The sequence below is a fragment of the Spiroplasma sp. DGKH1 genome, assembly GCF_040940205.1.
In the GTDB taxonomy this organism is placed as follows: Bacteria; Bacillota_I; Bacilli_A; order Mycoplasmatales; family Mycoplasmataceae; genus Spiroplasma.
Genome location: NZ_JASTWG010000001.1, coordinates 309,092 through 333,539, shown reverse-complemented (window position 1 = coordinate 333,539; position 24,448 = coordinate 309,092). Strand labels below are relative to the sequence as shown.

The following is a 24,448-nucleotide window of genomic DNA, read 5'->3' as shown; positions in this document are numbered from 1 at the left end:
TTCATTTATAATATCCTGCTCTTGAAACATTTAGAATTTTACATAAGTATTTAATTTTGTATTTTTTCTTCAATGACAAAATCGCTTGGAATTTCATCTTTTTCGATTTGGTCAAATACTTTTTTATATCTTCTAACATTTCAATATACTTTATTAATTCTATTTTTGTCATCGATTCAAAATTAATATTTTTAGATCGTCCTGGTCTACGAATACCTTTTGATTGTGCCCCATTTCCTGGAATCAAACCCAACTCACCTTTGAGTTTTATTTCTTTATTTCATCTAGCTAAAGTTGGTTCAGAAATGTTAAATTTTTTAATAGTTTTGGCCCAACCATTATTTTCATAATATTTTAAAATATGAAGTTTTTCATCTTTTGTAAATCATTTTGTTCCCATAAATAAAAAGAATACCTTTCAATAAAATTATTACACATAAACTTATTTTTTACGTGTCTATTTTATTTTAGATATTCATTCAAAACTACTTTTTTAATTGGTTAATTTGTTTTAATAAGGTTGAAGAAATTTCAGTTAATCCATAATCAGCAATAAAAAAAATTGTTTCGAGATTATTATTTAACTTTTTATTTGCAAATGCTAATTCCATTTCGTATTTCAAATCATTATTATTGCGCAGTCCCCGAATAATATAATTTGCTCCTAATTCTTTTGCTAACTCACTTGTTAGACGATTATCATTTGTTAAAACCTCAATCATTGGATTAATATCAGCACAAATAGCCTTCACAATTTTAGTTCGCTCAAAAATGTCACCTTGTTCTTTTTTTTCTAAATTGATCGAAACAATAACATATAACTTTTCAAATAATAAACTTGCCTTCTTAATAATATTAATATGTCCCTCATGAATTGGATCAAAACTACCTGGGAAGATCGCTTTCATCGTAACACCCCTGTTCTATGTTTTATTTTATCGCATTTTTTAAAAATATAAAATTAAGTTAAATATATTTTCAAAATTTTATTTGTTATTGTATAATGTTTAAGATTATAGTTATATGGTTTCTTATCACAATTAATAGTAGACAATTTTTTAATTTAGAATGTTAATTAAAAAACTTCAGAAAGGAAGACGATTTATGTCAAAAATTAGTTTTTTTGCCCTTGGAGGGCTAGATGAGCGTGGGAAGAATTTATACTGCGTGGAAGTTGATCAAGATATTTTTGTTTTTGATGCGGGAACAAAAAACCCGGAACGGGGAATTTTAGGAATCGATGTGGTGATTTCTAATTTTGATTATTTAAAAGAAAATCGCAATCGGATTAAAGGGATTTTTATTACAAAACCTTCGGATGAATGTTCAGAAGCAGTGACTTATATTTTAAAAGAAGTTGCAATTCCTGTGTACGGAAGTAAACTAACTGCTCATATTTTAAATTTTCATTTACAACGTTTTAAAGTACGGGGAAAAGAAGAACTATTTAAAGTTGTTAACCCCCGCGATGTTATTGAATTGGGACCTTGCAAAGTAGAAGTTTTTGCAACGACAACAAACATGCCAAATAGTTATGGTTATGCTTTGCATACGCCAGATGGGGTAATTATTTACCCAGGAGATTATATGTTTGATGCAAAAGCTGACCCTGATTTTGCAATGGATATGCAACATTTAACTGACATTGCAACCCATAATAAAGTATTATTATTTTTATCAGAAGCTTCATCAGCTTCCCGAATGGACTATACTGCGCCAAACCATAAAATTAAAAGTTATATTGAAAGAGCAGTTAAAGAAGCACAGGGGCGTTTAATTTTAGCTTGTTTTGACCAGGACTTACATAAAATAAATGAATTATTTGATTTAGTGCGCGAAAATAATATTAATGTTGGAATTTATGGTCAAACTTTATTAGAGGCTTTAAAAGTAATTAATGCCAATAACCAAATGAACTTAGAAGGAATTAATCTGAAAACTTTACATGATGTTGTTGATGATGAAAAATCATTAATTATAGTAACAGGAAGTGGTGAACGTTTATATAGCCGGTTAATTAAAATTGCTAGTGGGAATGATGATATTTTAGATATCAAAGAAACCGATACCATTATCTTAGCAACGCCACCAAATCCGGGGAGTGAACTAAACCATGCTAATGTGTTAGATGAGTTAGCTCGGACAGTGGCTAAAACAATTGCCTTATCAGATCGCAAAATCTGAACAATGACCGCTAGTTACGAAGACATTAAATTAATGACTTCAATTTTAAAACCACAATACTTTATTCCTGTTAAAGGGTTATATAAAGACTTTGTTAAAGCAAAACAAGCTGCTAACGAAGCAGGGGTCCCCGTTGAAAACATTTTCTTATGTGATAATGGGGAAAGTGTGAACTTTACAAATGGTGAATTTGATAAAGTTATCGGAAAAGTTAAAACTTCGGACTTATATGTTGATGGCATTGGTGTTGGTGATATTGGTGCGGTAGTGTTAAATGAACGAAAACAATTAGCAACAGATGGAGTTGTTATTATTGGTGTTTCAATTGATGCCAAAACAAAAGCCATTACTTCCTTGATTGATACCCAAATGCGAGGAGTAATTTATATTCAAGAAAATAATGATATTTTTAAAAAAATGCAAAAAGTAATTACCGATATTATTGAAAAACACCATAAAAAAGCAATTGCGGGAGAAATGTATGATGTTAACGAAGTTAAAAATGAAATTCGTAGTACCGTGTTATCTTTTGTTAAATTGGAAACCGGAAAAACCCCAATTATTTTAGCAATTGTAAATGAAATCTAAAATTTAGGATATCTTTTTAGTTTATGATATATTTATAGTATAAATATTAATATAATAATTTTTTTGGTATGGTCATATCTATTATTAATTAATATTTCAAGGGGGCAATTTAATATGAGACGAAATTCTTATGATGATCATCCATTAAATGATCAAAATGAGACGACTGCCATCATTAAAATTGAGAAAAAACAACGCCGCAATGATTCAATCGGGTGAATTATTGGATCATTATTGTTAATTTTCTTTACAATTATTGCAGTTGGTCGAATTACTTTAATTGGACAGTTTATTGATGATGTTATTTTTACTTTTCCCTTTGGATGGTTTAAATACATTGTTTATTTATTGTGCTTAATATTAGGAATTACTATTTTTATTGGGGTTAAAATAAAGTTAAAAAAACGGGTTCGTTATATGATCCTGGTTTTTGCAATTTTAGCCTGTTGAATGGTAAGCAATGTGTTATTAATTGTGCAATTTGCACAGCATGAAATTAAATATTTTGACCAAGATAATTTTGTTAAGATTATGAGTAATTATATTAACCACTGACAAAAAGCATCCATTTTTAATCCTCATCCTCGTAATCCCATTACTTTTGTGGGTTTTAATGGTGATTGAATTACATTATATGCAGGTGGGGGAATTATTGGAAACTTTATTGCGGCAATTTTTTCTTATTTAACAATTTTTGGTTCCTTAGCATTAGCCTTAAGTTTTACTATCTTATGGTTTAGCTGGGTCTTTACCGGTTCACCATTTGGAATGTTTCGTTCAAAAAATCGCCAAAATAGCCACGGAATACGGGTTGTTAAATTAACAGCCAATAAAAATCGTAAAGCTAATAAAAAAGTCTTACAAACTAGTATTTACCAATCAATTAATATTCCTGATGATGAAATTTTTTCACCCCGCCAGGTTATGCACACAACCGAATCTTCGGATATTACGATTCAAATGCCATCTTTTACTGCCGCGCATGACCAACGGTTGATTGAAGATTTAATTGCTGATGATTATCACCAAACTCGCAATAATAAAAATAAAAAGCAAAATTATGTTAATTTTAATGAGCCACCAAGTCGTCTGCAACCACCGCGGAAACCTGTTTATATTCCCAGTGAACATGAATATCTTCGCCCCCGCCATCGGCGAGAAGATAATAATAAATTAAATGAGGCGCCGTTTTATTCTTCAGCATATGGTAATAATGTAGATTTATCAAAAGCGCGAGAAAAATTAAATTCGGAATCAGCAATTACACCGTTTGGAAAATTATCTAATACCTCAACAATGAAGACCAGTGAGTTGCGGCAAACTTCAATTTATGATGAAAATGATCAAACCCAAGAATTTAACATTCCGCCCGCTAACACTCCGGTTAAGAATGAACCAGGATTTTATGATGATTTACCAGAGTTAACTCCTGAGCCAAAACAACCGCCAACAAGTTATGTTTCACAAACTGATCAAATTTTAGAAGCACATAATAAAGCAATTAATCGACAGTTAAATCGTCATAATCCGAATTATTCTGAACCCCAACAACCAATCTCACCACCCCGAAATGTTGAAATTAATAAAAAAGCACCAACTAATCCTAAAAAATTAGCCATTAATGAAAGTTATGAATTGCCAAAATTAAGTTTATTAAATGAAAAAGTAGTTAATCATCAAAATAATGAAATTAATAAACAAGCAGCTCAAAATAAAGCGTTAAAAATTAATGAAGTTTTTCAACAGTTTAATGTTGCAGCCAGTGTCCAGGGAATTAACATTGGACCAACAATTACTAAGTTTGAAATTCATATGCAACCGGGGGTCAAGGTTAATAAAATTACAAGTTTAGAAAATGACTTAAAATATGCTTTAGCAACCCAAAATGTCCGGATTGAAGCTCCAATTCAGGGCAAATCGGCGGTGGGAATTGAAATTGCCAACCAAATTAGTAATAAGGTAACGTTACGGGAAATTATGGAAAAAACCCCATTAGAAAAACAAAATAATAAATTATTAGTTGCGATTGGACGGAGTGTTAATGGGGAAATTATTTTCATTGAATTAGATAAGATGCCCCATTTATTAGTTGCCGGTTCAACAGGAAGCGGAAAGTCAGTCTCAATTAACACAATTTTATCTTCCTTACTATTACGAACAAAACCCCATGAGGTGAAGTTATTATTAATTGATCCAAAACAGGTTGAATTAGCAGTTTATAATAATTTACCGCATTTACTAGCGCCGGTAATTTCGGATACAAAATTAGCAAATGGAGCGCTAAAAAAAGTTATTGGTGAAATGGAACGCCGATATAGTATCTTATCAGAAAAAGGTGTCCGTAATATTGAAACTTATAATGCAAAAGTTAAAGCCGAAGATAAATTACCATATATTGTTGTGGTTATTGACGAACTTGCGGATTTAATGATGACAGCGGGGAAAGATATTGAAGATTCTATTATGCGAATTACCCAGTTAGCTCGGGCAGCGGGAATTCACATGATTATTGCCACTCAACGGCCATCAACCGATGTTATTACCGGAGTTATTAAAACCAATATTCCGTCACGCATTGCGTTTGCGGTCGCTTCCTCAATTGATTCACGAACTATTTTAGACCAAACCGGAGCTGAAAAATTAATTGGGTATGGGGATATGTTATATGCTCCAGCCGGGCAAAATATTCCAACTCGTGCCCAAGGAGCTTATATTTCTGATGAAGAAATTGAAAGGTTAGTTCAGTATTGTCGCAGTCAACAAGAACCAGAATATGAAGAGGAGTTTTTAAATATTGATCAACCGGGTGGTAAAGAACCAGGTGAGCAAAATGATTTAGATCCTTTATACCATGAAATTAAGCGGTTTGTGATTCTGAATCAAAAAGCATCAACATCCCTAATTCAACGAAAATTTTCAATTGGGTATAACCGGGCAAGCCGACTAATTGATTTATTAGAAGATAACGGGGTAATTGGTCCCCAAAATGGTGCGAAGCCACGCGAAGTTTATATTCAAAATCTTGATTTAGATGATAATGAATGGTAAAAAATCCTTAATTTAATTAAGGATTTTTTTGTGAATAATTATTTTTTGTGATTATTAGTTTTAATTTAAAAATATTTAACCTTTTTTAAAAATATGTTAAAATTATATGACTAACTATGAAACAGAGGAGGTATTTTGATGCGCAAGGAAGTTACAACCAATAGTCTAGTAACTACTGAGAATGCTTTAGTTTGTAAATATTGTCAAAATAATATTGAAAATATTAAAGTCTTTTTGCGAACAAGAGTATTTCCTAATTTATGGAACGAAGAGTTATTTTTATTGCCAATTACTGCAGCGATAAAATTTTGCCAACAACAACCATCCGCAATTAATATTGCAATCATTAATTGTCATTTTAAGCAATACTATTTAATTTATTCTGAAAGTAAAGAAAAAAATCAACATCATAATGTTAAATTTAATCCGCAGGTCTTACAAAAAGTTAACAACTTAAATCATCCCAATCATAATGTCCAAATGAATCTTGCTAAGACCAATATTCCGTCGGCAAAATTTAATTCAGCGTTACAAATTCAACCTAATTTAATTAAAACAGTAGTAAAAACTAAGAAAAAATTTAAAACACCATTAATTTTGGGAATGGTATTTTTATTAATTGTTGGGATATCATTAGGAGCATGACAAGGAATAAAGTTATTTACTAATTCAACTGGGTCTGGTGAAAATAAACCCGTTGTTCCATTTATTAATCCCCGTGATTTAGGGAATTTATCAAAAGATTTAACCGGGGATTATCAAAATTATTATATTAATATTGATGATACCTCAGAAAAAAGTTTGCGCTCAGCTATCAAACAAGTTATTCACTATGACAATAGTTTATTAGATCCTAATTTAATAAGTTTAATTGACCACCCATTAACAACTTTACAAACAACTGATGTGCTAACACCGTGAGAAACAAATAATATTGCAATTGATATTACAGTTCCTGCCCAACCGGGTCTATTATGAAAAGGAAAAGCCACTATTAATTTGACAGTCCATAATTCTGGTCAAAAAATTAAAACATTTGATAAAGCAATTGTAAATGTTAATCAAATTAATAATCACCAGTATGTTTTAACTTCGGATGATATTATTTATGATGCGAATAATGATTGAGAACAAGTTTTAGCTTTATCTTCACAAGTAAGGCAAATGGATGCTGATGAAATTAATGGCAGCCAAGTACTTTATGGTTTTACAAAAGATAATAATATATTTTTTATTGGAGAAAATAAAAAAGTGATTAGTAGTATTTTTGATATTTCCGGAACGGCGCTCACAAAAACAATTAAAAAAGTTTTAATGATTCCGTTTACTGATCCAACTACCCTTCGATATCAAAAAATTTTCTTTCTTATTTTAACAACGGATGGGTTTTTATATCAGTTATTTTTTGATGAGCGGGACGATACTTTCCATGTTGGCAAAAAAATTAACTCTTTTACAATATTACCGGAAATAATTAATGATATTTATTATAATCCCTTGGCGAACAGAATTGATGTTTATTATCAAACTACCTATGTTTCTTTTCCAATTAAACTTGATCTTGATATTGAACATGATGCTATGATAGGACGCAATCGAATTATAGATGATTTTAAATTTGCTAAAATTTTTTATAAAAATGGAATGGAATTCAAAGTAGTAAAAAGTGCTTTTAGTAATCTTGTGGATGGTTTAATAATAAGGGACAATAAAGTTGAACATGATTTTAAATTCACCCCGGATTATGCTGATATTTTAAATATTATTATTGATAATGCAACTAGCGATAAAATTAAATATGTTTTAGTCCGTAATTATGATGCAACCTTAAAAAAATATAACATTGAATTAATTAAACCTGGTGATGGTATAAGCCCTGGTAATTTATGAGTTGATTTTGAAGTAGTATTAGAAGATTTAACTAATAATTTTTTTGAAGATACTAATGGTGATTTGTATGTCTTTGGTAAGCAAAAGCAGGGGTTGACTCCGTTATATTCTTCAAAAAACGATTGACAACAACCAATAGCTTATTTTAATGAAGAGTTTTTAAACCACCAAGTCCAATTTGCGAAGGTTTCCCCAGATAACTTTTATCTTTATACAAAAAATAGTGTTTATAAATTTTAGAATAAACTATTAAGGTAATTTTTGAATATTATCTGATAGTTTATTTTATTTTAAAAAAAATCTTAAAATAAATTCCTTTATTTATAATTTATATATATAATATGTTTGTAATAAATAATTTATTTAGTTAATTTTTAGATATTAGCAAATATTGCTATATAATTAATTTATAAATTTTGGGGAGAAAATAAATATTAAGGTGATCAGTAAAATGGCAAGAAAGAAAAAAAATGTAGATATAACACTGGAAAAATTAAATAATGTTTCATTGAAATTAACAGACATTGAATTTCGTTATCGAGAAAATCACCCTAACGCTGTTGATGGGGTTAGTTTTGAAATCAACCATGGTGAATATGTAACTATTATTGGTCATAATGGGAGTGGAAAATCAACAATTAGTAAAATTATTATTGGTGTTTTACGTCCCCAAAATGGTAGTGTTGAAATTTTTGGAAATATGATGACTAATTCAAAAATGAATGGGATTCGAAAATTTTTAGGAATTGTTTTTCAAAATCCCGATAATCAGTTTATTGGTTCAACTGTTCGGGATGATATTGCTTTTGGTTTAGAAAATCGTCGGATTCCCCAACCAGAAATGCAACCAATTATTGAACGTGTGGCAAAACAAGTTGGGATGCTAGACTTTCTAAACCATGAACCCTTAATGTTGTCCGGGGGTCAAAAACAACGGGTGGCAATTGCCTCAGCGTTAGCTTTACAACCCGAAATATTAATTTTTGATGAGGCAACTAGTATGTTGGATCCCAAAGGGAAAAAAGAAGTTAAACAAATTATGGTTGATTTAAAAAATACTCGTGAAAAAACGATTATTTCAATTACCCATGATATGGATGAAATTTTAAACGCGGATAAGGTTATTGTAATGAATAAGGGAAAAATGGTTAAGATTGGGAAACCAGAAGAAATTTTATATGATGAAGATTTTTTACGCTCAATTCATTTAGATGTGCCGTTTGTTTCCAAGATGATTGATTCTTTAAAGGCCGCGGGGTTAAGTGTTAAGAATACCTTAAGTTTAGAGGAGTTGGTGGATGAAATATGTCAAAAATAAAAAATAAAAAAAATGATGAAGTTAAAAATTTAGAAAGTAGCGACATTATTTTTACCAATGTTTCGCATGTTTATGCGCCGAAAACTCCGTATGAATTTAAATCGCTAGAAAATATTAATTTAACACTTTCACCGGGAAAAATTATTGCAATCATTGGTTCCACCGGAAGTGGAAAATCAACTTTAATTCAACATATTAACGGCTTATTAATTCCAACCACAGGTGAAATTAATGCGAATGGTTTTATTATTAAAGCTAAGCAAAAGAAAATTAAAAATATTAAACAATTGCGGAAAACCATTGGTTTAGTTTTCCAATTTCCAGAGTATCAATTATTTGAAGAAACAATTGAAAAAGATATTATGTTTGGACCAGTTCATTTGGGTGAAAAAAAAGAAGTCGCCCGGGAAAATGCGAAAAAATATTTGGAAATGGTAGGCTTACCTTTAAGTTATCTTGAACGTTCACCCTTTGATTTATCCGGAGGGCAAAAACGAAGAGTTGCGATTGCTGGGATTTTAGCAATGGAAGGAAATACCTTAATCTTAGATGAACCGACCGCTGGGTTAGATCCGGAAGGAGAAGAAGATTTTATTGATCTTTTCAATCGTATTAATAAAGAGCAACAAAAACGGATCATTCTTGTGACCCACAATATGGACCATGTCCTTCAAATTGCTGATGAAGTTATTGCGATGAAAGAAGGAAAAGTTTTAAAAGTTGGAACTCCCTTTGATATTTTTCGCAATAAAGAATTATTAGAAGAATTATTAATTGAACCACCAAAAATTTATAATTTAATTTATAAACTCCAAGAAAAAGGGTTAGATTTAACTAACCAAGATATCCGTAACATGGCACAATTAGCTGCAGAAATTGTTAAAATGAAAAAGAAATAAGAAAGGTTGTGTAAACAATGAGATTATCATTTGGGCGTTATATTGCTTATAATTCTCCGATTCATCGGATGGATCCTCGTGTTAAATTATTCATGTTAATTGCATTGATGGCCTCAATCTTTTTTTCAACTGGTTTTACGGGCTATGTGTTATTAGGATGTACAGTGTTAACAATTTTCTTTATGGCTCATTTACGAGCACGAATGCTCTTTTCTTTATTAAAACCAATTTTATTTATGTTTACCGTGTTACTAATTATTAACTGTTTTTTAATTACGAATGGTTATATTGGCTGACACTGAGGTGGAAAAGCAGAAGCCTTAGGGCCATCGGCTCCTGGGGGAAAAGGATGATTTTGTTTTTCTGAAAAAGCGGTTTTTAATGCTTTATATATGGCTTGCCGGATTTACTTGATGATTATGATTACAACAATCTTAACTGCCACAACCCAACCATTAGACTTAACATTAGCTTTAGAAGACTTACTAAGTCCATTAAAATTAGTTAAGTTTCCAGTTCATATTTTATCAACCATTATTTCAATTGCCCTAAGAATGATTCCAACGTTAATTGAAGAAGCGGGCCGAATTATGAAAGCCCAAGCTTCACGGGGAGTTGATTTTAAGAATGGCCATTTTAAAGATAAAATTAAATCAACAACATCTTTAATTATTCCATTATTAGTGTCAGCTTTTCAAAAGGCGGAGGATTTAGCTTATGCAATGGATGCGCGTGGTTATGATCCCCATGCCAAACGGACTCGCTACCGCCATTACCATATTAATTTTATAGATATTATTATCTTTGTTTTTGTCGCTGGAATTGCTAGTGTTGTTATTGCCCAATGAGCTACGATGGGGACAAGTGAAACATTCTATAATGTTTGACATTGAGAAGGTACCGGCTGAGTTTTTGGCAAAATTAAAACCGGATTTATTCCGCTTCGGATTCCCCACATTGATGATTTTGTAATGGGATGATAATAATGTATTTACTATTAACTTTACAATATGATGGTTATGATTATCATGGCTGAGTAAAACAAAAAAATGCTACGACAATTCAAGGCGAATTAGAAAAAGCATTTTTTCGTGTTTCCCACCAACAATTATGGATGCTAGGAGCAAGTAAAACCGATCAACAAGTTCATGCTTGCGATCAAAAGGTTTTAGTCAAACTGCCGTTCATTCCTAAAGATGTCGGATTTTTTATCAAAACTGTTAGTGCTTCGTTACCATTAGATATTAATATTAAAGATTATGAAATCCGAGATGAAAATTTTGGGGTGCGCAATGTTTTCGAGAAAGAATATGTTTATACAATCAATGATGGGGTGGTTGATATTTTTAATTGCCGTTATGAATTAAAATATCCAAAACCCTTAGATGTTGATAAATTAAATCAAATTGCCCAAGTTTTTGTAGGAACCCATGATTTTTTTAATTTTTCAGGGGTTAAAAAAGGAGAAAATATTAATACGATCCGAACAATTAATAAAATTTGGGTGGAACGAAATGATCAACATAAAATTTTAATTCATGTTCAGGCCAAAGCATTTATTCGTTACCAAATTCGGATGATGGTCCAAAATATTTTAGCGTGCTCGGAAGGCAAAATTAGTTTAGCGGAAATTAAAACACAGTTAGCCAACCTTCCAGGGAGTAAAAAAACAAGTTTTTGTGCCAAACCCTATGGTTTATGTTTAGTAAAGATTACTTATTAAAAGATAGGGAATTATGATATAATATATACAAATAGAAATTATGGTCATTTTTATCAAAATGTGATGGGGTGCTAAATATTATGAGTATAAATTCAAATTTTTATATTGTTCCGAATGAAGAAGGATTTTTAGTTAAATCAGCAGCAAATGATGAGGTCGCATTATTTCGATCACGTCGGGATGCTGAAGTTTTTATGTCTAGTTTAGAGACACCACAAAATCCAGGTTATGTTCCTTTTCAACAACCACCAGTGGCCCAACCAGTAATGCCACCAACTTATCCAATGTATCAGCCACCAGTGGCCCCAACTTCTTCACCACAAGTATTCTTTATTCAACAGCCAGCTCAGCAACCACCAATGATGTATCCATTTTATCCAATGGGATTTCCAGGGATGTATCCAGGTAATGGTTCTTGTGGTAGTTTTTGTGAACATCGCTGTCATGGTCATGACCATGGTGATCACCATCACCATCAATATCATGGACAACCTGCCAGAGGATATCATTCACCATCAAATAATGGTTCAGTGGCTTATGGAAATATGAATAATAATGCAATGGGTTATAATAATAACAATAATTCAGCGAGTGGACCAAATTATCAGCCCACGATGGCGCAATCGCAACCATCAAATTTGCAACAACACCAAGAGCAAAATTATCAACAACCATATATAACAGAAGAATTTGTTAATCCACCAGTCTATGTTGATGAAAATAATTTTAATCCATACAATAATGAAATGTATGCGCCTCCGGGTTATAGTGAAGGGCTAGGAAATATGGATATGACCGCTATGAATGCCTCAGCACAACCACATTCTAATGATGAAGGTTATCGTGGGTACGAGGTTAATAATAGTTCGGAAAATAATGGCCAAAATTCTACAAATTATTCGCAACCAGAATCTTCGGAGTTAACAAATGAAAATCTTAATGAGGATAGTAATAACTCACCAGTAGAAAGTGAAAGTGCAGCATCCGGAGGAGAAACAGTAAGTGCGCAACCATCTGTGGTGTCCAATTCAGCATCAGAGCAGGTTGAAAATCATAGCTATGTTGAAAATGAAAATGCTCAACAACAAGGTAGTTTAAATAACTTAAATTATGGCAATGAAGATCAGAACCAGGATTACTTAAATGATGATTACACAAATGATTATATTAATTTCTTAGATAATGATTTATTAACTGCAGGATTATCAAAAAAAGAATTAAAACGGTTAAAAAAAGAAGAAGAACGTCAACAAAAACTCCAAACTAAGTTAGCGAAAAAGAATGCAAAAAAAGGAAAAACTGAAAATAACTTTGATATTGAAGACTTAAGTCAAATTGTTGAATAAAGGTTCCATCATAATAAAGATGGAGCCTTTTTCTTTAAAAAAGTGCAGAAAATTATCATTTTTAATGAAATTAACTTGTTTTTTTAATTAAGATAATGTTATAATAAGTAAGGTTTTCGGGCTATAGCTCAGCTGGTTAGAGTGCACCCCTGATAAGGGTGAGGTCGATGGTTCAAGTCCATTTAGCCCGACCATTTTTTTAATGGGCCCGTAGCTCAGCTGGGAGAGCACCTGCCTTGCACGCAGGGGGTCGACGGTTCGATCCCGTTCGGGTCCACCATTTATATGTTATGTTAAAATAAAAAAATGTTGGTAAATAGGAATATTTACTTTTTTTATTTTAAAATAAGATATAATTAATAATGACAAAAAGAAGGTTGGAAATATGTTAGGAAAAGAATATTGCGGGAAAAAGGTAACAGTAGTTAGAATTAATCCGTTAATTGAAAATGAATTTTTACATAAAATTCATCAAATTGGGATTTATCCGCACCAAGAAATTGAAGTTATTAAGTATCAAAATAAAATTTTACATATTAGAGTCAATAATGTTGAATACGCAATTAACATTGACCAGGCGAAGTATATTGAGGTTAGATATGTCGTGTCATAATTCAGCTGTGAAATCCCCTAAGAAAAAAGATAAAAATAATTACTTTTTATTAGTGGGATCACCTAATATTGGTAAATCAACTTTCTTTAATCATTTAACAAATAAAACTACAATTATTGGAAACTTTGACCGAACAACAGTCGCCCCAATGGTTGGTAAAATTAAACAGACAACTGATTTGAAGTTAATGGATTTACCAGGAATTTATAATTTAAATGCCCGTGGTGATGATGATAATGTTGTTTTAAATACTATTTTTAAAACAGATTTTAGTGGTATTTTAAATGTTTTAGGAGCTAATTCGTTTTTACGTGATATGCATTTAACCATTCAATTATTAGAAACCCAAAAACCATTAGTTTTATCAATTAATATGGTTGATGAGTTAAAAAACCAACGAATTTTAAACAATAAGTTAGCAAAAATGTTAACTTGCCCAGTTGTGTTAACGGTAGCGAAAACTAATAAGGGATTAAACAATGTTCAAAAAGAATTAGCATGTCCTTTGAATGCGTTTAAATTAAATTATGGTAATGATATTGAAAGTAAAATTACTCAAATTACCGAAAAATTAACAATTAGCGGAATGTCAAAGCGGTTTTTAGCAATTCAACTATTAGAAAATAACCAAATTGCCATTGATTATTTAAAAAATAACCAGGAAAATTACGAGGAAATTTTAGCATTAACTGCTGAAAATAATAATGCCAACCAGGAAGTTATTTACCAAGTCCGTTTTGATTTTATTAAAAAGTTATACCAAGAAATTTTTGTGTTAGAAAATTCTGTTTTAGCAGTAACCAAAAATAAGATTAAAAATTGGCATGAAAAAGTTGACTATTTATTATTAAAGCGTACCTTTGGGCTTCCAATTTTTGTTTTGCTCCTAGTTGGTTTATGCTACATTACCTTTGGCCCCTACACAGGTGGTTTTTTAAATGAAAAATTAGATTATTTATTTAATGATTTGCTATTAACTCTCATTAAAGATAAAATGCTAGCCACAAATGCTCCGCTTTTCTTAACGGGTCTCATTTGTGATGGGATTTTAGCTGGTCTGTTTGCGGTCCTACCATTTATTCCTTATATTTTAATCTTATTTTTATTTGTTGGATTATTTCAACAAAGTGGTTATTTAGCCCGCGTCTCAGTTTTAACTGACCAGTTACTATCACCCTTTGGGTTATCAGGACGGAGTGTCATTAATTTAATTTCTGGGATGGGATGTAATGTTCCTGCCATTATGATGGCGCGTAGTACAACTAATAAAAAAGAAAAATTTATTTCAATTTTTATTGCGCCCTTTATTTCTTGTTCCGCCCGGGCAACAGTATTTGCCTTTGTCGCATCAATGATTTTTACTAAAAACACATGGCTAGTTGTTTTTATCTTACAAATTTTTAGTGGGTTAACAGCTCTCTTAATTGGGTTATTATTTTCAAAAACAATGTTTCGCAAAAAAGCAAATTTATTTTTAATTGAAGTTCCCAAATGACGAACTCCTGATTTTTTAACAATTATTAAATTAATGTGGCTTGAATTAAAAACCTTTTTAATTCGGGCAGGTAAATTTATTTTATTAGGAAGTATTATTGTATGATTATTTAGTCACTTAGGAATTCACGGTGTTTTAACCGATGAGCAGATTGATCAGTCATTTATTGGCTATGTTGGACGGGGATTAAGTTATTTATTTATGCCGTTGGGATTAAACGACTGGCGAATGGCAACTAGTTTATTGTTAGCCTTTCCAGCGAAAGAACTAGCCATTAGTAATATGACTATTGTCTTTGGCAGTCAAACTGCCATTAGTTCGTTCTTTAATTTAGCCAATGGGATTAGTTTTATGTTATTTTTCTTATTATATATTCCATGTTTATCAACAATGGCGGTAATTAAAAAAGAAACTAACTGAAAAATGTTAGTATCTAACGCCTTATTTTCACTTGCAACAGCCTATATAATTGGTGTAATTGGCTATTGAATCTTCTATCCTTTGATTTAAAAAATAGTAATTAATAATACCATATTTAATAGTAAAAATGCAATTTTTTTGATAAAATTATATAGAAAAAGATATTGATAGGTCAAAGAATTTTGATAGATGGGAAGTAATTATGTCAATTTTTGATAAAAATGAAAATGAGAAATATGCTTATTTTTTAACGAATTTTAAAGAACTTGTGGCCGATTGAGTTGTGATGGTTGGGGATCCTTATATTAAAACAGCTCTTGATACTGCTTCAATAAAATTATTTGGGATGAATGTTGAAAAAGCAATGAGTTTTTTTGACATTGATTTACATAAAAACCAAAAACTATTAGATATTGGGGCTATTAATGAAGTTTATAGTTTAGATTTGTTAAATGATATTGAACTGGAACACAATAAAAAAACCAAAAAGAAACCAGAAACTTTAAGTAAGGATGCGATCTATGACATTATTGATGAATTATTTGAAGATGATTCTGATGTGTTAAGATTTTGTGAATATACTTTAAATGTTGTTTTAACAGTTGATGAAGCCGAACAAAAAGCAATCACTGCTATTAATAACTATCGTTCAATTGCTTTTATGAACTATTCAACGAGAATTTTTGAATTAATTGAATGGTTTGGAATTACAGTTAACCAAGTAACAGTAAATGGTTTGAATGTTCATAAGTTTGGCTCACAAAATAATGCGCCCAGTAACAGCCGTGTCAAAAAACAGGTAAATAATTTTCGCCATCATCACAAAAAAAATGTTCAGGAAAATGGTGATGACTTAGCACCTAATAAAGAACAAATTTTTACTGAATATTTTTCATACAATGGTAACATTAAAGAAAAGATTGTGCAAATGAAAAAAATCCTGCCCTTACTAAATGAAAAGCGGGAGGAATTAAAAGAATTTAATCCAAAGTTAGAATATGAAATCTTTAATTTTTTAAACCATGCTGAATATCGCCCAGCCATTACGGTTGAAAATAAGGATTATGAAAAAGTTATGGATAAAGTTTTTAAAAAAGCAGTCTTATGTTTATATTTATTGGAAATGGAATAGGATCAATATATTTATATATTGATTTTTTTATTGGCATTTTTACGATATAATCATACTTAGGTGATTATCAATGAAAGTGATCTTAATAAAAGATGTTAAAGGAAAAGGAAAAGTAAATGATGTTATTAATGTTGCGGATGGTTATGCCAAGAATTTTTTAATTAAAGAACATCTAGCAATTCCCGCCACTGAACATAATTTACAAAAATTACAGGAAGTCTTAGCTACTAATAAAGCTGTTGAACAAGCAGAAATTAATGAGCTTCAAAAATTGAAAACTCAGTTAGAAAGTTTAACTTTAAACTTTAAATTAAAAGTCCACGATAATAAAGTTTTTGGTTCGGTTTCATTAACTCAAATTGAGGACCGCTTAGCCAAAGAATATAATATTAAAATTAATAAAAAGAAATTTACTGAAAATCATAATTTAACAAGTATTGGTTTGCACTATTTAAAAATAAAATTACACCATGATATTATTGCAACCTTAAAAGTGATGGTTGACAAAAAGGAGAGCTAACCATGAGTGAATTAGCAAATGAAAATTTACAAAAAATAAATGTCATTAAGGATGCTGAGCAAAATGTTTTAGCGATTGCCGCACACTCGATTGCGGGAGCTGAAGAAATTTTTGCGCTTTTAACCGATGAAGATTTTACCACAATGAATTATAAAGTAATCTTTAAAGCATTATATGAATTATTCGCTAATAAAATTGCCATTGATATTACAACTTTAAGTAATCAAATGTTAAAAGATAATTTGTTAAATAAAATTGGTGGAATTGAATACTTAACTGATTTATTCCAGTCATATACAACTGATGCCAATCTTAATGAATATTTAGATATTATTATTAAAAATACAACCGCCCGCAGATTAAAAGCAGTTATTGATGGTATTAACAAAGAGATTGATTCCCACCAGCCAATTGAAGAAGTGGTCAGCAAAGCTGAAAAAGAAATTTTAGATGTTAAACGCGAACGCAAAGGGAACTTGTTTAAGACTTCTTTTGATGAAGTTGACAAAGTTTTACAAAAAATTGAAATGTTAGAAAACTCTGGTGAAATTTTAACGGGAAGTCCCAGTGGTTTTAAAGATCTTGATAAAATGACATCTGGTTTTCAAAAGGGTGATTTTGTTATTTTAGCGGCCCGTCCTTCGATGGGGAAAACTGCTTTAGCGTTAAATTTTGCTGTTAATTGTGCCCACCAAACAAAAGATGCCGTTGCGATTTTTTCTGTCGAAATGCCAAGTGAACAATTAATTCAACGGATGATTGGAACAATTTCAACTGTTGATTCCACAAAAGTCCGGAATGGAAAAGGGCTAACGGAAGAAGATTGAAAAAAAATTACCAAAGCAGGAGATGCATTAAAAAAAGCAAAATTATTTATTGATGATACGCCAGGTTTAAAAGTAATTGAATTACAATCAAAATTACGAAAACTATGCCGTGAAAACAAAGTTTCGTTAGTTGTAATTGATTATCTACAATTATTAAGTACTGGTTTGCATTTTGGTGATTCACGTCAACAAGAAGTATCAACCATTTCTCGCCAGTTAAAAGCCCTGGCTCGGGAATTAGAAGTTCCGATTGTTTGTTTATCACAGTTATCTCGTTCAGTTGAAAAACGAGAAGATAAACGGCCAATTATGTCCGATTTAAGAGATTCGGGAGCGATCGAACAAGATGCTGATATCATTATGTTTTTATATCGTGAAGAATATTATAGTGCTCATGAAAACTGAAATGAAGATAATAACTTTAATGAAACTGAAAAAGCCCAGTTAATTCTTTCAAAGCACCGAAATGGCCCAACGGGATCAGTGGACTTATTGTTTGTTAAAAAACATGGTTCATTTGCCAACTTTGGTTTTCAAAAATAATTAAATTGCAGAAATTATTAGGGATAAATCTATTAATTTTAATTATTTTATTTGCTATTAAAAATAAAATAAAGTATGATTATTAAAGAAAGATTTACTTAGGAGGAGAAGAATTTTAAATGCGTAAATTATTATCAATTTTTACAGTAGCGACCTTAATAACAACATCAGCTTCTTCTTTAATAGCATGTAAGGCCGGGGATGGGCAATTATTGCCAATGTTTATCTATAATGGTGATAAAGGATTTGATCATAACCCAACAGCAAGTGAAACTGAGGGAGTGCTTGATCCATATTCATCAACTGCTGATACTCAGTATAGTTTAAACGGGGGAACAGTAAGTTTACAAACGAACATTGCGTTACCATTCTTATATGGTCTTAATTTAACTGACGATAATAGTGGGGGTCAAAAAGGTGCCAAATGAAGTAAAGACCAAATTAATAGTGGTTTAAAAGCCCAAAAAGATAAGCTAATTTCCTCAGCAACTGGCGATGCAAAAACAGCATGAGAATCATTCTTTAATAATTATTCAACGACAGCTGATTCCTTCTATACTCAAGTTGCCTTAGTGAATACTGATAATCCAGATGTTACAATTTATGGGTCAAATCCAAAACAAATTGTCCAAAAAACAAGTAATTATGAAAAAACCACAGATAAAAATTATGTTAGCAAAAATGCCGCTGATATTATTGTCACAAAAGATTCATTAAATGTATTAACTCCAATTAAACAAGTGGTTGATTGGTTAAATACTCCTGCTAATAATTTTAATACCCAAGCAAAAGATGCTTCAAATGATAAAGTATTACAATCAACAAGATATGTTTTAGTTGAAATCCCAAGTCTTACTTTTACTTTTGAGTTTACAAATCAAAATAATATATATACTTTTAAATCAACAGTTCAACATGTAACGGGGGTTATTAACTATTTATCATATCGTGATCCGAATAGTAAAGATGATGCTAAAGCATATGGTCACCAATGATTTTTTGTTGGCTATAACTTCTATGATTTAGCAAATACTAGTGCTTATCAAGATGATGATTATCACCAATACCGTGTTAAAATGCCAATTCCGTTTGCAGATAAAGTTACGTTAGCCCAAGGATTTGTTAATAAAGGTGATCCTGTCAATCCAATTAAACCAGAAGATGCAAGTAAAGTTGGTTCGAATGGGGTCTTTAAAGTCCGCAGTTCTAATTATTCAATTCCTGATCTAATGTGAACAATTGATCCAAATTCAATTAAGTATAATCATTAGTAACACTTTCCGGTGGATATTAAAATTATTGTTGTTGGCACATTAGATAAAAATTATTTAATCGAAGGTAATGATTTATTTCTAACCCGGATTAAGCATTATAGTAAAATTGAAATTATTGAATTAAAAGAAATTAGTCAATTTGATGTTGCTAAAAATATTAAAGCCCAAACTGCTCTTGTGAGCGATAAGCTAAGTAATTATCATGAATATGTCAAAGTTTTATTAGACATTAATGGCAAGCAAATGACTAGTTTACAATTAGCAAATTTAATTCAAGAAGTTAAAGATTTCCAAAATGCTAAACTAGCATTTATTATTGGGGGTAGTGATGGGCTTGACTATGATTTACTCCCGAAAGTTAATTATCGCCTTAGTTTAGGATTAATTACTTTACCCCACCAATTATGCCGGTTAATTTTATTAGAACAAATTTATCGTTCGTTTAAAATTATTAATAATGAAAAATACCATAAATAAAATAGGTTAATTTTTATTAAAAACCTATTTTTTCTTTGTTTTTCAATTTTTCATATTAGCCGCCATTAATTCTCGCTTTCGTTGGCGGGCTAGTTCTGATAATCCCGTGGTTGATTTTTCCATTAATAATTGTCGATAGATTTTATTATTTTTTTGTTTTGCTAATTTAATGATTTTTACTCGATCAGCAACCGTCATATGATTAATATCAATATAGTTGGGATCATCTGTTTTATAAGCTGCTTTTTTTAGTTCATTATTTTTTTTCTGGGCATTTAATAAGATTTTATACATTGGATTGTTTTTATCAATAGTTTTTTTGGGATCGCGAACAACTTTATGGCGGGGACGTTTATTAATTTCATGGTCCCGGGAAAGTTTTCGCTGTAAATTTTCATCTTGAAAGCGCCGTGATTCTAATTTAAATTGCTGAATCCTTTGGTAGCGATTATCGGCTGTTAAATTAACCGCTTGTTTATTTGCTGCTGGTTTTCTCCCCATTTATCATCCATCCTTATGTTCTAACTCTTACCATATATACTATATTTCATTATTATTTTAATTATATCTTATAATTACAACGAGTGGTTTATTTCTAAAAAAAATTCATTTTTTGTCAGAAAACCCTTGCAATATTTATTATAATTCAATACAATTTAGTAGCATGTATATTTTATGCGAATTGTTGTGGTCTATCAATGATACACTGATAACTGTTGTCAATGGTTCAGCAAAAAGTATAATAAAATTAGGAGGAGAATTTATGGCTCAGACAAAAATGAGAATAAAATTAAAAGGTTACGACCACCGTGTAGTGGACCAATCAATTTCTAAAATCATTGAAGCAGCGCAAGCTGCTGGCGCAGAAGTTAAAGGACCAATTCCTTTACCAACTGATAAAGAAATTATTACAATTATTCGTGCTACTCACAAATATAAAGATTCACGTGAACAATTTGAGAGAAGAACCCATAAAAGAGTAATTGATATTATCAATCCAAGCGCTAAAGTGATGGATACCTTAACTAGAGTACAACTACCTAGTGGGGTTGAAATTGAAATGAAGTAATTAGCTTTAAAATATTCTTTGTAAATTATATTAAAGATATACATGACGCATTTTCAAGGAGGAAAAGAAATGAAAGGAATCTTAGGACGTAAAATTGGGATGACCCAAGTCTTTGCAACAGACGGACGGTTAGTACCAGTTACAGTAGTTGAAGTTCAACCTAACGTTGTTTTACAAGTTTTAACAAAAGAAAAACAAGGTTATGACGCATTACAACTAGCTGTTGAAGATAAAAGAGTTAACCTTGTTTCAAAACCAGATCAAGGTCAATTCAAAAAGGCAAACACAACACCTAAGCGCTTCGTAAAAGAAATCAGAAATATGAACGGTTATCAGACCGGTGATATTATTAAAGCTGACATCTTTACTGCTGGGGAATTCGTTGATGTGACCGGAATTTCAAAAGGAAAAGGATTTACTGGTTCAATTAAAAGACATAATTATTCACGAGGTCCAATGGGACATGGTTCAGGGTATCATCGTGGCGTTGGATCAATGGGAGCGATTGCCCCTAACCGCATTTTAAAATCAAAAAAAATGCCAGGGCATATGGGAGCTGAACAAGTAACAATCCAAAACTTAGAAATTATTGCAATTGATGTTGAAAAAAATGCTTTATTAGTTAAGGGATCAATTCCTGGTCCAAAAAAACAAGTTGTTATTGTTAAAGAAGCAATTAAGGGATTAACCCCAAATACACCAACCGAACTCTTAGTGAGAACTGTTAAACCAGAACCAAAAGTTGAAGTAAAAGAAGAACAAGCACCTGCACCAGCAGCCCCAGTTGAAGATAACCAAACTGTTGAAACACCAACAGCACCCGTTGTTTCGGAGCCCGCTAGTGAAGAAGCTAAATAGTGTGGAAGGAAAATAAGAAACATGAAAGTACAAGTATTTGATACTAAAGGAACTAGTGTTAAAGAAATTAACCTAAATGATGCTATTTGAGGAATTGAACCGCACCAACAAGCAATGTATGATGCTGTGGTTGCCCAACAATCAGCAATGCGTCAGGGAACACACAAAGTTAAAACAAGAACTGAAGTATCTGGTGGGGGAAGAAAACCATGACGACAAAAAGGTACTGGTCGTGCTCGTCAAGGTTCAATTAGAGCACCCCAATGAAAAGGTGGGGGAATTGTATTTGGACCAACTCCCGATAAAAACTATATTAAGCATGTTAATCGGAAAGTTAGAAAACTAGCGATTAAATCAGCATTATCATTAAAAGTAAAAGAAAGCAATTTAGTTATCGTTGACCAATTTGCCCTAAATGAGCCATCAACTAAAACAATGGTTGAAATTCTAGCCAACTTAAAAGTTAATAATGAAAAGTTATTAATTGTAACAAAACCAGGAGATGAAGTTATTGTAAAATCATCTCGTAATATTGAAAAAGTAAATATTATTCCGAGCGATGGAATCAATATTTATGACTTATTAAATGCGAATAAATTATTAGTTACTGAAGAAGTTATTAAAACAATTGAGGAGGTGTACGCATAATGCATATTACAAATGTTATTAAGAAACCAATTTTAACTGAAAAATCATATAACAATATGGCGCAAGGTGTGTACACATTCGAAGTTGCGCGTGGTGCTAATAAAGTACAAATCAAAAAAGCTTTTGAAAAAATCTTTGAAGTAAAGGTTGCAAAAGTAAATGTAATTAACTATGATCCAAAAGAAAAAAGAATGGGAAAATTTGTTGGTGAAACAACTCATACCAAAAGAGCCATCATCAAATTAAAACCAGGTGAAACATTGGATTTATTAGGAGAAGATAAATAGTTCCAGGATACAACTATCTGGATATTTGGCTTAAGGAGGATAAATACAAATGCCAATTAAAAGTTATAAACCAGTTACTAATGGTCGGCGAAATATGACAACGCTGGATTATTCAGTCTTAACAACTGATAAACCAGAAAAGTCATTATTACAGCCATTAAAAAAACGTGGTGGACGGAATAACCAAGGGGTTATTACTACTAGACACCATGGTGGTGGGCATAAAACAAAATATCGTCTTGTTGACTTTAAACGCAACAAAGATAATGTTGTTGGAAAAATTGCCTCAATTGAATATGATCCTAACCGTAATGCTTTCATTTCATTAGTACATTATGTGGATGGGGAAAAACGCTACATTTTAGCTCCCAAAAACATTCAAGTTGGAATGGAAATTATTAGTGGTGAAAAAGTTGATATTAAAGTTGGAAACAACATGAAATTAAAAAACATTCCGGAGGGAACTTTAGTGCATAACATTGAACTACGTCCCGGAAAAGGTGGCCAAATGGCCCGCTCAGCCGGTTCATCAGTCCAAATCTTAGGGAAAGATGAAGATGGTAAGTATGTTACTTTGCGTTTAACATCAGGAGAAGTTCGCAAAGTGTTAGCGGAATGTCGCGCCACAGTTGGTGAAGTGGGGAACGAAGACTATGCTTTAGTTAACTGAGGAAAAGCTGGTCGTAACCGTTGACGGGGAATTCGTCCCACTGTACGGGGATCAGTTATGAACCCAAATGACCACCCACATGGGGGGGGAGAAGGAAAAGCTCCTGTTGGTCGGAAAGCACCAATGACACCATGAGGGAAAAAAGCCTTGGGTGTTAAAACTCGTAACCAGAAAAAAGCTTCTACAAAATTGATTGTCCGTCGCCGTCCTAAATAGTTTAATTAAATTGTTTTGATGGTCACTACTTAATTTTGTAAAGCCTAAGATAGTAAACATCACATTTAATTAAAAAAGTTATTTAGAAAAGAAGGAGGTAAATGCCGATGTCACGAAGTCTAAAAAAAGGACCATTTGTTGATGAACATTTACTAAAAAAAGTAGAAGCTTTAAATGCAAATAGTAAAAAAGAAGTTATTAAAACGTGATCTAGAAGAAGTACAATTTTCCCAGAATTTATTGGTCACACCTTTGCGGTACATAACGGAAAAGAACATATTCCAGTTTATGTTACTGAAGATATGGTTGGTCATAAATTAGGGGAATTCTCTCCGACAAGAAAATTCGGTGGTCATGGGGATGACAAGAAAAAGAAAAAATAATTATTAGAAAGTGAGATATA

Annotated in this window: 23 protein-coding genes, 2 tRNA genes and 1 pseudogene; 23 read left to right on the top strand and 3 right to left on the bottom strand. The window is 31.5% G+C overall.

Features of this window, described 5'->3' with window-relative positions; genetic code table 4:
- Both QPK10_RS01540 and coaD read right to left on the bottom strand, forming a co-directional pair.
- Window positions 1-400: pseudogene (locus QPK10_RS01540) on the bottom strand (IS3 family transposase); the annotation flags it as partial.
- 85 nt (window positions 401-485) lie between these two features.
- Window positions 486-908 carry a pantetheine-phosphate adenylyltransferase gene (gene coaD / locus QPK10_RS01535; RefSeq protein ID WP_368486278.1) on the bottom strand — a complete coding sequence of 141 codons (423 nt, stop codon included), beginning with the start codon at window positions 906-908 and terminating at the stop codon, window positions 486-488.
- Window positions 909-1,104: 196 nt separating this feature from the next.
- Here coaD and QPK10_RS01530 point away from each other — a divergent pair, with 196 nt between their 5' ends.
- From QPK10_RS01530 to QPK10_RS01450, 17 genes are all read left to right on the top strand, one after another.
- Window positions 1,105-2,772, top strand: coding sequence for a ribonuclease J (locus QPK10_RS01530; protein ID WP_368486277.1), 1,668 nt, complete (start codon window positions 1,105-1,107; stop codon window positions 2,770-2,772).
- A gap of 114 nt (window positions 2,773-2,886) precedes the next feature.
- On the top strand, window positions 2,887-5,820 hold the full coding sequence (locus QPK10_RS01525) for a DNA translocase FtsK (protein ID WP_368486276.1): 2,934 nt from the start codon (window positions 2,887-2,889) through the stop codon (window positions 5,818-5,820).
- Window positions 5,821-5,958: 138 nt separating this feature from the next.
- The gene (locus QPK10_RS01520) at window positions 5,959-7,950 is read left to right on the top strand and encodes a hypothetical protein (RefSeq protein WP_368486275.1); all 1,992 of its coding nucleotides are present in this window, start codon (window positions 5,959-5,961) and stop codon (window positions 7,948-7,950) included.
- A 211-nt stretch (window positions 7,951-8,161) separates the two neighbouring features.
- Entirely contained in the window at window positions 8,162-9,028 is an 867-nt protein-coding gene (locus QPK10_RS01515; protein ID WP_368486274.1) for an energy-coupling factor transporter ATPase, read from the top strand.
- A complete protein-coding gene (locus tag QPK10_RS01510; RefSeq protein ID WP_368486273.1) occupies window positions 9,016-9,927 on the top strand; it encodes an energy-coupling factor transporter ATPase in 912 nt (303 codons plus the stop codon). The genes QPK10_RS01515 and QPK10_RS01510 overlap by 13 nt, the downstream gene beginning before the upstream one ends.
- Window positions 9,928-9,944: 17 nt before the next feature.
- The gene (locus tag QPK10_RS01505; protein ID WP_368486272.1) at window positions 9,945-10,910 is read left to right on the top strand and encodes an energy-coupling factor transporter transmembrane protein EcfT; all 966 of its coding nucleotides are present in this window, start codon (window positions 9,945-9,947) and stop codon (window positions 10,908-10,910) included.
- Window positions 10,911-10,912: 2 nt separating this feature from the next.
- On the top strand, window positions 10,913-11,650 hold the full coding sequence (gene truA, locus QPK10_RS01500; RefSeq protein ID WP_368486271.1) for a tRNA pseudouridine(38-40) synthase TruA: 738 nt from the start codon (window positions 10,913-10,915) through the stop codon (window positions 11,648-11,650).
- Window positions 11,651-11,730: 80 nt separating this feature from the next.
- The gene (locus QPK10_RS01495; protein ID WP_368486270.1) at window positions 11,731-12,996 is read left to right on the top strand and encodes a hypothetical protein; all 1,266 of its coding nucleotides are present in this window, start codon (window positions 11,731-11,733) and stop codon (window positions 12,994-12,996) included.
- Between the two features lie 117 nt (window positions 12,997-13,113).
- Window positions 13,114-13,190, top strand: a tRNA-Ile gene (locus tag QPK10_RS01490).
- Between the two features lie 10 nt (window positions 13,191-13,200).
- Window positions 13,201-13,276, top strand: a tRNA-Ala gene (locus tag QPK10_RS01485).
- A 105-nt stretch (window positions 13,277-13,381) separates the two neighbouring features.
- Window positions 13,382-13,609: a FeoA family protein gene (locus QPK10_RS01480; protein ID WP_047791130.1), complete on the top strand. Its 228-nt coding sequence runs from the start codon at window positions 13,382-13,384 to the stop codon at window positions 13,607-13,609.
- Complete coding sequence (feoB, locus tag QPK10_RS01475; RefSeq protein ID WP_368486269.1) at window positions 13,596-15,614, top strand: ferrous iron transport protein B; 2,019 nt, start codon at window positions 13,596-13,598, stop codon at window positions 15,612-15,614. Before QPK10_RS01480 ends, feoB begins: the two co-directional genes overlap by 14 nt.
- A 112-nt stretch (window positions 15,615-15,726) precedes the next feature.
- On the top strand, window positions 15,727-16,656 hold the full coding sequence (locus tag QPK10_RS01470) for a hypothetical protein (RefSeq protein ID WP_368486268.1): 930 nt from the start codon (window positions 15,727-15,729) through the stop codon (window positions 16,654-16,656).
- A 70-nt stretch (window positions 16,657-16,726) separates the two neighbouring features.
- On the top strand, window positions 16,727-17,176 hold the full coding sequence (gene rplI / locus QPK10_RS01465) for a 50S ribosomal protein L9 (RefSeq protein WP_368486267.1): 450 nt from the start codon (window positions 16,727-16,729) through the stop codon (window positions 17,174-17,176).
- Between the two features lie 2 nt (window positions 17,177-17,178).
- Entirely contained in the window at window positions 17,179-18,546 is a 1,368-nt protein-coding gene (dnaB, locus tag QPK10_RS01460) for a replicative DNA helicase (protein WP_047791134.1), read from the top strand.
- Between the two features lie 119 nt (window positions 18,547-18,665).
- Window positions 18,666-19,817 carry a lipoprotein gene (locus QPK10_RS01455; RefSeq protein WP_368486265.1) on the top strand — a complete coding sequence of 384 codons (1,152 nt, stop codon included), beginning with the start codon at window positions 18,666-18,668 and terminating at the stop codon, window positions 19,815-19,817.
- Between the two features lie 12 nt (window positions 19,818-19,829).
- On the top strand, window positions 19,830-20,297 hold the full coding sequence (locus tag QPK10_RS01450; protein ID WP_368486264.1) for a 23S rRNA (pseudouridine(1915)-N(3))-methyltransferase RlmH: 468 nt from the start codon (window positions 19,830-19,832) through the stop codon (window positions 20,295-20,297).
- Window positions 20,298-20,321: 24 nt separating this feature from the next.
- Here the strand turns inward: QPK10_RS01450 and QPK10_RS01445 are convergent, their stop codons facing one another.
- Window positions 20,322-20,798 (bottom strand): hypothetical protein, encoded by a 477-nt coding sequence (locus QPK10_RS01445; RefSeq protein ID WP_368486263.1) that lies wholly within the window; start codon window positions 20,796-20,798, stop codon window positions 20,322-20,324.
- Between the two features lie 262 nt (window positions 20,799-21,060).
- Between QPK10_RS01445 and rpsJ the strand changes: the two genes are divergently transcribed.
- The 6 genes from rpsJ to rpsS all read left to right on the top strand — a co-directional run bounded on the left by rpsJ (window position 21,061) and on the right by rpsS (window position 24,428).
- A complete protein-coding gene (gene rpsJ, locus QPK10_RS01440) occupies window positions 21,061-21,366 on the top strand; it encodes a 30S ribosomal protein S10 (protein ID WP_047791138.1) in 306 nt (101 codons plus the stop codon).
- Window positions 21,367-21,435: 69 nt separating this feature from the next.
- The gene (rplC, locus tag QPK10_RS01435) at window positions 21,436-22,224 is read left to right on the top strand and encodes a 50S ribosomal protein L3 (protein WP_368486262.1); all 789 of its coding nucleotides are present in this window, start codon (window positions 21,436-21,438) and stop codon (window positions 22,222-22,224) included.
- Window positions 22,225-22,245: 21 nt separating this feature from the next.
- Window positions 22,246-22,872, top strand: a complete 627-nt coding sequence (rplD, locus tag QPK10_RS01430) for a 50S ribosomal protein L4 (RefSeq protein WP_368486261.1) — start codon at window positions 22,246-22,248, stop codon at window positions 22,870-22,872.
- Window positions 22,872-23,159, top strand: coding sequence for a 50S ribosomal protein L23 (rplW, locus tag QPK10_RS01425; RefSeq protein ID WP_025317092.1), 288 nt, complete (start codon window positions 22,872-22,874; stop codon window positions 23,157-23,159). The genes rplD and rplW overlap by 1 nt, the downstream gene beginning before the upstream one ends.
- Window positions 23,160-23,208: 49 nt before the next feature.
- Window positions 23,209-24,045 carry a 50S ribosomal protein L2 gene (gene rplB / locus QPK10_RS01420; RefSeq protein WP_368486260.1) on the top strand — a complete coding sequence of 279 codons (837 nt, stop codon included), beginning with the start codon at window positions 23,209-23,211 and terminating at the stop codon, window positions 24,043-24,045.
- A gap of 107 nt (window positions 24,046-24,152) precedes the next feature.
- Entirely contained in the window at window positions 24,153-24,428 is a 276-nt protein-coding gene (gene rpsS / locus QPK10_RS01415) for a 30S ribosomal protein S19 (protein ID WP_025317094.1), read from the top strand.
- Window positions 24,429-24,448 lie beyond the last annotated feature (20 nt).